Here is a 10,777-nt window from a genome sequence, read left to right as displayed (position 1 = left end):
GTATTAAGATAATTAGTTTTTATTCTAAAATTTAGAGTTAAATAGATTTAATTTCCATATATTTTTTCACTATTTTCAGAGTGAAATAGTTTTATTGTTTTGTAAAAAATGGAACATCGGGGCTTTATAAACTCAAAATCAATTGAGAATTTCAAAAAACTAAAAATGCCTCAAAATTTAAAGTGTATTTTAAAATTAGGAATTAAAAAGTTGTTCTGCTTTTTCCCAGTTAATAACATTCCAAAAAGAGTTAATGTAATCAGCTCTTCGGTTTTGATTTTTTAGGTAATAAGCATGCTCCCAAACATCTAAGGCTAAGACTGGTTTTCCTTTAAGTCCTTTTCCTTTCAAACGCATTAATGGATTGTCTTGATTGGCTGTGGAACCAATTACGAGTTGACCATCTTTAACTACTAACCATGCCCAACCTGAACCAAAACGTTTCATGGAAGCGTCAGCAAATTGTTTTTTGAATTCATCAAATGAACCAAAACTACTAGTAATTGCTTGGGCTAGTTTCCCTTTAGGCAAACCTCCTCCAGTAGGAGAAAGTAACTCCCAAAATAAGGTATGATTGTAATGGCCTCCCGCATTATTTCGTATTGAATCTGGAAACTGTGACATTTTTTCAAATATAGTTTCAAGTGAGCTAGAAGATTCGACCAGTTTTTTATCAAGAGTTCCTATCGCCTTATTCAAGTTGGTTACGTATGCTTGATGGTGTTTTCCATGATGAATTTCCATAGTAGCTTTATCAATATGAGGATCAAGAGCATCAGTAGAATAAGGTAATTTTGGTAATACAAATTTTCCTTCTTCAATGCTATTAGTAAACATATTGCCCCCAGTTTCTTCGAGTAGGGGCTGGGTAGTATTTGCAAAAGCGTCCTGTAATAAAGAACTCCCTATTAAGGTTCCTGTTGAAAGTATTGCTGTTTGCTTTAAAAAACTTCTTCTGCTTGTATTATTTTCCATTTGTTTTGTGTTTTGACATGCCTTAACATTTGATTTATAAAATTATGTAAATACATTTCAAATGGGGTTAAGAAAGACTTAAATTTTAGGATTTTTATTTTTATTGGTTGTTTAAAAATATTTTCACTTGAATTATGTAAAATTCATTTCAATTTGGTATGTTACTTCTTCGTAATTTTGAAAATTCATTCTTAGTTGAAACCAAATATTAGAATTAGATTCAAATGGAGTACTCATACTTATATTTTATTTTAAATGAAAAAGAGAAAGTTAGCTAAAGATGGCTGGAGCCTTTTGAAACGAACCTATGAAGAGTTTGAAAATGATAATGCAATCAAATTGAGTGCCTCATTGTCGTATTTCACTATTTTTTCGTTACCTCCATTATTAATAATTATACTATCTATTTTTAGTTTTATATTCGGAAAAGAGGCTGTTACAGGTCGATTTTTTAGACAAATAAATGGTATGGTTGGTAATGAAGCTGCTTTGCAAATACAAGAAACTATAAAAAACATTGAATTGTCAGATAGCAATACTTTTGCTGCCATCTTTGGTGGAATAATGCTACTTATTGGAGCTTCAGGAGTTTTTGCCGAAATTCAAAGTTCTATTAATTTTATTTGGGGTTTAAGGGCAAAACCAAATAAAGGTATCATGAAGTTTATCAAAAATAGATTGATGTCTTTTTCAATGATTGCTTCTGTTGGTTTTTTATTAATGGTAAGTTTAATGTTAAATACGGTTATGGATGTTATCAATTCACGTCTGATAGTTTACTTTCCAGATACAACGGTATATATTTTTTATGTTCTCAATATTGTTATACTATTTATAACAACAACCATTTTGTTTTCAGTGATTTTTAAAACATTACCCGATGGAGAAATTGTTTGGAAAGATGCCTTAATTGGATCTAGTTTTACCTCTTTCTTTTTTATGATAGGGAAATTTGCAATAGGTTTTTACTTAGGAAGCTCAACGGTTGCAACTGTTTATGGTGCAGCAGGCTCTATTGTAATTATTTTAGTTTGGGTATATTATTCGGCAATTATATTATATTTTGGAGCTGAGTTTACTAAAGTTTATGCGAATGCTCATGGCAATAAAATTGTACCAAATGACTATGCAGTTGCTATTAAAGTAGAAGTACTAGAGGTTAAAGAGCTGAAATAATTTTTTTGAAATATTTATGAGAGCATACTATATTTTAATATCATTTTTAGGAAGTTGAACATTTTTTAAAAAATAGTTTACATAAAAAAACCGCCTTGTTTTTTTCAGGTACAAGGCGGTTAAAAAAAAAACTAAAAACTAACTTTTATTAGAAACAATATTCATTTTCTGCTACTAGTTTAGCAGTAATTATTTCTCTTAATGCCACTACATTTGGCATATTTGTGTATTTTGTAAAACGACGTAATCCCATTAACATCATACGTTGCTCATCACCTTCAGCAAAAGAAATAATGCTTTCTTTTCCTTTTTGGTTTACAATATCAACTGCTTTGTATAAGTAAAGTTTAGCCATTGCAATTTGCTCTTGAACTTTATCTTCTCCTTCTTTTTTAGCTAATTTCTCAGTTCTTAAGATAGTACTTTCTGCCATGTAAACTTCTATTAGCATATCAGCAGCAGCCATTAATAATTGTTGGTGTGCATCTAAGTCAGCTCCAAATTTTTGAACAGCACTACCAGCAACCATTAAGAAAGATTTCTTCAAGTTTTTGATGATTTCTTTTTCCTCTGCAAATAATTCTGAATAGTCTGGTGTGTCAAATGATGGAATTCCCAACAATTCTTCAGATACTTTCATAGCAGGTCCTAATAAATCTACATGACCTTTCATTGCTTTTTTAATTAACATACCTACTGAAAGCATTCTGTTAATCTCATTTGTACCTTCATAAATACGAGCAATTCTTGCATCTCTCCAAGCACTTTCCATAGGAGTATCTTCAGAGAATCCCATACCTCCAAAAATTTGAATTCCTTCATCAGAACAGTTTTGAACGTCTTCTGATACAGCAACTTTCAAGATTGAACATTCGATAGCATATTCTTCAACTCCTTTTAATTCAGCTTCTTGATGAGAAGTTCCCTCTGCTTCACGAGCAATGATTCTGTCTTCAATATCTTTTGCTGCACGGTAAGAAGCACTTTCTCCTGCGTAGCAAGAAGTTGCCATCTCAGCTAATTTAGAACGAATTGCACCAAATTGAGAAATAGCTGTGTTAAATTGGATTCTTTCATTAGCATATTTTACAGATCCTGTAATTACTCTACGTTGTGCATCAAGGCAAGCAGCTGCCAATTTGATACGACCTACGTTTAGTGCGTTCATCGCTATTTTAAAACCATTACCTCTTTCAGATAACATGTTTTCAACAGGAACTTTAGTTTCGTTAAAGAAAACTTGACGAGTAGATGAAGCACGAATACCTAGTTTATGCTCTTCTTCACCCATTGAAATTCCGTTGTTATCTGTATTTTCAACTATGAAACCTGTAATGTTTTTATCATCACCAATTCTAGCAAAAACAATAAACAAACTACAGAAACCTGCATTTGAAATCCACATTTTTTGACCAGTGATAGAATAGTGCGTTCCATCTTCAGATAAAACTGCTTTAGTTTTTCCTGAATTAGCATCAGATCCAGCTCCTGGCTCCGTAAGGCAATAAGCACCAAACCACTCTCCTGAAGCAAGTTTAGGTACGTATTTTAATTTTTGCTCCTCAGATCCATACAATGTGATTGGCATAGTACCAATTCCTGTATGAGCTCCAAAAGCAGTTGAGAATGAACCAGTTGCTCCAGAAATGTAATCACATACTAACATAGTTGATACAAACCCCATTCCTAATCCACCATAAGCTTCAGGAACTGCAACTCCTAAAAGTCCTAGCTCACCAGCTTTTCTCATGGATTCTTCCGTGTAAGCATAATCCTTTTTTTCAAAACGATCTTTGTGTGCCCACAACTCTTTGTCTACAAACTCTTTTACAGAGTCACGCATCATTAATTGCTCTTCTGTAAAATCTTCAGGTGTGAAAATATCTTCACATTTTGTTTCTTTAACTAAAAACTGACCTCCACGGGTTACGTTTTTTTCAATTGTATCTGCCATTTTTTTATTTTTTAATATGTTTTTTATTTAAAATCTAAGCTTACAAAAGTTCGTAAACACCTGCAGAGCCTTGTCCAGTACCTACACACATACTTACAATTCCGTATTTGCTTCCTCTGCGTTTCATTTCATCAAACAATTGTACTGATAATTTTGCTCCAGTACATCCTAGTGGATGACCTAGTGCAATAGCACCTCCATTTACATTAATGATTTCTGGATTTAAGTCTAATTCACGGGTTACAGCTAATGCTTGAGAAGCAAAAGCTTCGTTTAACTCAATTAAATCAATATCATTAATTGTTAAACCTGCTTGTTTTAGTACTTTTGGGATTGCTTTTACTGGTCCTATTCCCATGATTCTTGGTTCAACTCCTGCCGAAGCGAAATTTACCAAACGAGCAATAGGCTCTAAGTTGTACTCTTTTACCATTTCTTCGCTCATGATCAACACAAAAGCAGCACCATCACTCATTTGTGATGAGTTACCTGCAGTTACGCTTCCATTTGCTTCAAAAACAGGACGTAATCCAGCCAAAGCTTCTTTTGATGTACCAGCTCTTGGTCCTTCGTCTTTGTTTACAACGTATGATTTGGTTTCTTTTTTCCCGTTTTCGTTAAGGAATGTTTGTTCCACTGTAATAGGAACAATTTGCTTGTCAAATTTACCATCAGCTTGTGCTTGCAAAGCTTTCATGTGAGAGTGGTATGCAAATTCATCTTGGTCCTCACGAGATACTTTAAATTGTTGAGCTACTGCCTCAGCAGTAAGTCCCATTCCCCAGTAGTAATCCTCGTTTCCAGCTTTTGCAACAGCATAATCCGGAGTTGGTTTGTAACCTCCCATTGGGATAAAACTCATGCTTTCAGCTCCACCTGCAATGATACAATGTGCCATACCTGATTGGATTTTAGCCGTAGCCATTCCAATAGTTTCCAAACCCGAAGCACAATATCTGTTTACAGTAACACCAGGAACGTCTTCTACTTTTAAACCCATTAATGAAATAAGTCGAGCTACGTTTAGTCCTTGTTCTGCCTCTGGCATTGCATTTCCGACCATAACGTCATCAATGCGTGTTTTATCAAAGTTAGGCAACTCGTTCATCATAAATTCGATGGTTTCTGCTGCTAATTCATCAGGACGTTTAAATCTGAACACTCCTTTTGGGGCTTTCCCCACGGCTGTTCTGTATGCTTTTACTATATAGGCTGTTTTCATAACTAGTATTTTGAATTTTGAATTATAAATTTGAAATGAAAATCATTTGAACTTTATAAGTCATCATTTATAATTTAAAATTAATTTCTCAACGGTTTCCCTTTGGTCAACATAAATTGGATTCTTTCTAATGTTTTTCTTTCTGTACATAATGACAAGAAAGCTTCTCTTTCAATATCTAATAAATATTGTTCGCTTACTAGTGTTGGCTCAGATAAATCACCACCTGCCATTACGTAAGCTAGTTTATTAGCTATTTTTTTATCATGTTCAGAGATGTATTTTCCAGCTTCCATTTGATCTGTACCTACTAAGAACATCCCAAGAGCTTGTTTTCCTAGTACTTTTACATCCGTTCTACGTATCGGTTGTGTGTAACCAGCTTCGGCCATCAAGAGTGCATGTTTTTTTGCTTCTGCAATCTGTCTGTCTTTATTGATTACAATGATATCTTTACCGTGCTGTAGTAATCCAGTGTCAAATGCTTCATATCCTGATGTAGATACTTTTGCCATTGCTATAGTTAAGAAATACTCTTGCAATACATTTAACTCAACATCATTTTTATGGAATAAATCAGAGGCACGCATAGCCAATTCTTTAGATCCACCACCGCCAGGAATAACCCCAACACCAAATTCAACTAATCCCATATAGGTTTCTGCTGCAGCAACAACTTTGTCAGCATGCAAACTCATTTCGCAACCACCTCCAAAAGTCATTCCGTGTGGTGCCACTACAACTGGAATTCCAGAGTAACGTACGCGCATCATCGTGTCTTGGAACATTTTGATAGCCATATTCAACTCATCATACTCTTGCTCCACAGCCATCATGAAAATCATTCCAATATTGGCACCCACAGAGAAGTTCGCTGCTTGATTACCAATAACCAACCCTTGATATTCTTTCTCAGATAAATCAATTGCTTTATTGATAGCTTGTAAAACATCGCCACCAATAGTATTCATTTTAGATTGGAATTCTAAATTCAAAATTCCGTCTCCTAAATCTTGGATGATTGCACCACTATTACTCCATACTTTTTTGCTTTCGCGAATGTTATTTAGGATAATAAAGGCGTCTTGACCCGGAACTTTAATTTGCGCTTTACTTGGAATATTGTAGAAAAACGTTGCACCTTCTTTTACTGAATAAAAACTAGTATTTCCAGAAGCTAACATATCATTTACCCATGCAGCAGGAGCTAAACCTTCTGCCTTCATGATTTCAATTCCTTTTTCAACACCTATAGCATCCCAAATTTCAAATGGTCCATTTTCCCATCCAAAACCGGCTTTCATAGCATCGTCTATCTTGTAAAATTCATCTGAAATTTCAGGAACTCTGTTAGACACATAAGCAAATAAACCAGCAAAACTTTTTCTGTAAAATTCACCTGCTTTATCTTTTCCTTTTACAAGAACTTTAAAACGGTTGATTGGTTTATCAATAGTTTTGGTCAGTTCAAGTGTTGCAAAAGATGCTTTTTTAGCAGCTCTGTATTCTAACGTATCTAGATCTAAGGTTAAGATGTCTTTACCTTCTTTTTTATAAAATCCTTGTCCTGTTTTGCTACCCAACCATTTGTTTTCCATCATTGTGTTTACAAATGCAGGAAGTTTAAATAAGTCGTGTTGTTCATCATTTGGACAGTTTTCATAAATACCATTGGCAACATGAACCAATGTATCTAAACCTACAACATCAACAGTTCTGAAAGTAGCTGATTTTGGACGACCAATAACAGGACCCGTTAATTTATCAACTTCTTCAATAGTAAGTCCCATTTCTTTTACCAAGTGAAACAAACTTTGAATTCCGTAAATTCCAATTCGGTTTCCAATAAACGCTGGAGTATCTTTGGCCAAAACCGAAGTTTTCCCTAGAAATTTCTCACCATAAACCGTAAGAAAATCTAAAACCTCTGTACTTGTTTGTGGGCCAGGAATGATTTCAAATAATTTTAAATAACGCGCTGGGTTAAAAAAGTGTGTCCCACAAAAATGCTTTTGAAAATCTTCACTTCTTCCTTCACTCATAAAATGAATAGGAATACCAGAAGTATTAGAAGTAACCAATGTTCCAGGTTTTCTAAATTTTTCTATTTGTTCAAAAACTAATTTTTTAATATCAAGTCTTTCTACAACAACCTCAATAATCCAATCTACACCAGCAATTTTTGCCATGTCATCTGTTGTATTACCAGTTGTGATGCGGTTTGCAAATTTTTGACTGTAAATAGGGGATGGTTTTGATTTCAAAGAATTGGCTAAATGCTCATTTACCAATCGATTTCTAACAATTTTACTCTCTAGTGTGAGTCCTTTTTTTGCTTCGGCATCAGTCAATTCTCTTGGGATAATGTCCAAAAGCAATACTTCAACTCCAATGTTAGCAAAATGACAAGCAATTCCAGATCCCATAATTCCGGATCCTATTACTGCAACTTTTTTGATGGTGCGTTTCATACTTCGTTTATGTTTGTTTTTTTTAATTTGTAATGGTTTAACTGTCAAATGTTATATTGGATACTAATTAAACGGTTTCCTTAGTTTCTAATTTTTCAACAGGTATATCAAGCGTGTGGGTGTTGTTAAAAATATTCTTTTCTACAATTAATTCGTTAATAACATCCGCAACTTCAACAAAATGTTGTAGTTTTTCTTCAGAAATTGATTTGCGTACAGCATCATTAAATTTTAGCACTGTATTTTTTGAAAGTTCTCTTTTTTCTTTTCCAAATTCTGTCAAATAAATCAATACTCCACGACCATCTTCAGGATTTTTCTTTCGAATAATCAATCCTTTTTCCTCCATTGATTTAAGAGTTCTTGTCAAGCTTGTGGCTTCCATTCCCATTTTAGGTCCTAAAGAAGTTGATGGAGTTCCACCTTCTTTATCGATACTCAACAAAGCAAATCCTGTTGCCATACTAGCATCATATTTTGATGCTTCTTCGTTATACATTCTGGCGACTGCTTGCCATGTTGCTCTTAATATGTAATCTATTGTTTTATCTTTCATGGGAAACTATATCGATTTCAAATATAATAAAAAAAATACTATGCACGCATAATAAAAGTGTTTTTTTTATTAAAAATTTATTAAATATAAAAAAACATTCTTGAATATGAGAACTTTATAAGGTAAAGTATCTTGTGATTGGTTGTAGTCAATATGTTGTTATAACCAGACAAAGCCATATTTTTAAACCAAAAAAAAGCCACAAGTAAAACTTATGGCTGATAATGGGTAACATTATATTTTAATTTAAATCCTTGAGAAGGTTTTAAGACATTATATTAATTGTAAATTTTATTAAATAAGTCAGCATATTTTTGTAAAACTATTTTTCGTTTTAATTTTAGAGTAGGAGTGAGTTCTCCTCCTTCAATAGACCATATATTTGGCGTAAGTTCAAAACGTTTTATTTTTTCCCAATTTCCAAACTTTTCATTCAAAGTATCAACTTCTTGCTGAATGCGTTCTATTACTTTTTCATTGGTTACAATGGCTTCATTGCTGCTACCTAATTCAATTTTATGAATTAAAGCCCATTCTTTAATAAATTCAAAACTAGGTTGAATGAAGGCTCCAGGCATTTTTTGTCCATCACCTATAACCATGATTTGCTCAATAAAGCGAGACTGTTTCATGGTGTTTTCAATTAGTTGCGGAGCAATATATTTTCCTCCTGAGGTTTTAAACATTTCTTTTTTACGATCTGTTATCTTCAAGAATCCTTCTTTGTCAAATTCTCCTATGTCACCTGTATGAAAGTAATTATCTGTAATAACCTCACTGGTTAATTGTGGGTCTTTGTAATATCCCATCATTACATTGGGACCTTTGCAAAGAATTTCACCATCTTCGGCAATTACTACAGATACGTTATCAATCACTTTTCCAACTGTACCTACTCTAAAACCTTTGTTTCTAAGATCGTTTACAGAAATAACAGGAGAAGTTTCCGTCAGTCCATATCCTTCCATTACAGGGATTTCTGCTGCTGCAAAAATTCTGGCTAATCTTGGTTGCAATGCTGCACTACCAGATACCATTAAGTCAAGTTTCCCACCTAAACCTTCTTTCCATTTACTAAAAATTAGTTTACGTGCAATTTTAAGTTGGAATTCATACCAAAATCCGTTTTTGCCATAAGGCTCATATACAAGACCTAAATCGATTGCCCAGAAAAAAAGTTTTTTCTTTATTCCAGTAAGCTCCGTTCCTTTAGCATATATTTTATCATATACTTTTTCAAGAAGTCTAGGAACAGCAGTAATTACAGTAGGTTGTACTTCTTTAATGTTGTCACTAATACGCTCAATTGATTCTCCAAAATAGATTGATACACCATAATATTGGTATAAATAAAGAATCATGCGTTCAAAGATATGGCAAATAGGCAAGAAGCTCAACGCTCTACTTTTTCCTGCTTCAAAAGGAATTCTTTTGGCGCTGTCTAAAACATTAGAAACTATATTTTGGTGCGATAACATTACTCCTTTTGGTCTTCCTGTTGTCCCAGAAGTGTAAATAATAGTAGCTAAATCCTCTGATTTTACATCATTTTTGCGTTGCTCTACTGTATCTTGATGACTCATATCCTGACCTAGAACTAGTAATTCCTTCCAGTTTGTACATCCTTCTATTTCATTAAAAGAGTAAATCCCTCTTAAAGTTGGAACATTTTTTTGAACCAAACGTAATTTTCGTAACACTTCGGTATCTGATACAAAACAATAAATAGATTCAGAGTGATTTAAAATGTATTCGTAATCATCCTCGGCAATAGTTGGATAAATAGGCACAGTTTGTGCACCTGTTTGTAATACACCAATATCCATTACATTCCATTCAGTTCTATTATTAGTGGATATGATAGCAATTTTATCATTTTTTTGAACTCCTAGTTTGATCAATGCACGAGATATAGCATTGGCATTAGCAATGTATTCTTGCGTAGAGGTTTTAATCCATTCTCCATTTTGTTTGGTAACCAACGCATCCGGAATAGATGTATATTTTTCTTGTTGGTAGTAAGGGAAATCAAAGAGGCGGGTGATATTTATCATTATGGAAATATTGGTTTGAATTGCAAATTAAAAAAAAATTAGTGATTAATTTTTATAATTAGAAATTTTATAGTGAAAATTAATATTTATTGGTGTTTTCAACTTAGATATTCAAGTTTTCTACTACTTTGTTTATTTGTTTTAAATGCATAAAAATAGTGGTTATATCTTTTTGATATTAAATGTAAGTATTAAAAAAAAAGTGGTTTTTCATAGTAGTTTCTTACTAAAGGAATTATTTCGCTTACTTATCATTGGAGAAGTAATTAAGCGAATATAATTCAAACAAAAATAATGGCGTTGCTGTATTTGGGTACTAATTCAAAATATCAGAAAACGAATTACAACAGTTTATTTTAACTTTATTGA

7 protein-coding genes are annotated in these 10,777 nt (G+C 33.2%); 1 reads left to right on the top strand and 6 read right to left on the bottom strand.

Features of this window, described 5'->3' with window-relative positions:
• Positions 1–195: 195 nt before the first annotated feature.
• A complete protein-coding gene (locus DNC80_RS09250) occupies positions 196–837 on the bottom strand; it encodes a superoxide dismutase (RefSeq protein ID WP_182650961.1) in 642 nt (213 codons plus the stop codon).
• Positions 838–1,230: 393 nt separating this feature from the next.
• On the opposite strand from DNC80_RS09250, the gene DNC80_RS09245 reads away from it, so the two are divergent.
• The gene (locus DNC80_RS09245) at positions 1,231–2,151 is read left to right on the top strand and encodes a YihY/virulence factor BrkB family protein (RefSeq protein ID WP_182650960.1); all 921 of its coding nucleotides are present in this window, start codon (positions 1,231–1,233) and stop codon (positions 2,149–2,151) included.
• Between the two features lie 148 nt (positions 2,152–2,299).
• Here DNC80_RS09245 and DNC80_RS09240 read toward each other — a convergent pair whose 3' ends face one another.
• The 5 genes from DNC80_RS09240 to DNC80_RS09220 all read right to left on the bottom strand — a co-directional run bounded on the left by DNC80_RS09240 (position 2,300) and on the right by DNC80_RS09220 (position 10,408).
• The gene (locus DNC80_RS09240) at positions 2,300–4,105 is read right to left on the bottom strand and encodes an acyl-CoA dehydrogenase family protein (protein WP_182650959.1); all 1,806 of its coding nucleotides are present in this window, start codon (positions 4,103–4,105) and stop codon (positions 2,300–2,302) included.
• 40 nt (positions 4,106–4,145) lie between these two features.
• Positions 4,146–5,327, bottom strand: a complete 1,182-nt coding sequence (locus DNC80_RS09235) for an acetyl-CoA C-acyltransferase (protein WP_182650958.1) — start codon at positions 5,325–5,327, stop codon at positions 4,146–4,148.
• A gap of 80 nt (positions 5,328–5,407) precedes the next feature.
• A complete protein-coding gene (locus DNC80_RS09230) occupies positions 5,408–7,798 on the bottom strand; it encodes a 3-hydroxyacyl-CoA dehydrogenase/enoyl-CoA hydratase family protein (protein WP_144892571.1) in 2,391 nt (796 codons plus the stop codon).
• Between the two features lie 67 nt (positions 7,799–7,865).
• A complete protein-coding gene (locus DNC80_RS09225; RefSeq protein WP_144892568.1) occupies positions 7,866–8,354 on the bottom strand; it encodes a MarR family winged helix-turn-helix transcriptional regulator in 489 nt (162 codons plus the stop codon).
• A 278-nt stretch (positions 8,355–8,632) separates the two neighbouring features.
• Positions 8,633–10,408, bottom strand: a complete 1,776-nt coding sequence (locus DNC80_RS09220; RefSeq protein ID WP_182650957.1) for a long-chain fatty acid--CoA ligase — start codon at positions 10,406–10,408, stop codon at positions 8,633–8,635.
• Positions 10,409–10,777: the final 369 nt, after the last annotated feature.

Origin of the sequence: Flavobacterium sp. SOK18b, from assembly GCF_014156605.1 — a bacterium.
Taxonomy (GTDB): domain Bacteria; phylum Bacteroidota; class Bacteroidia; order Flavobacteriales; family Flavobacteriaceae; genus Flavobacterium; species Flavobacterium tiangeerense.
This window is presented reverse-complemented; position numbering and strand designations above follow the sequence as displayed.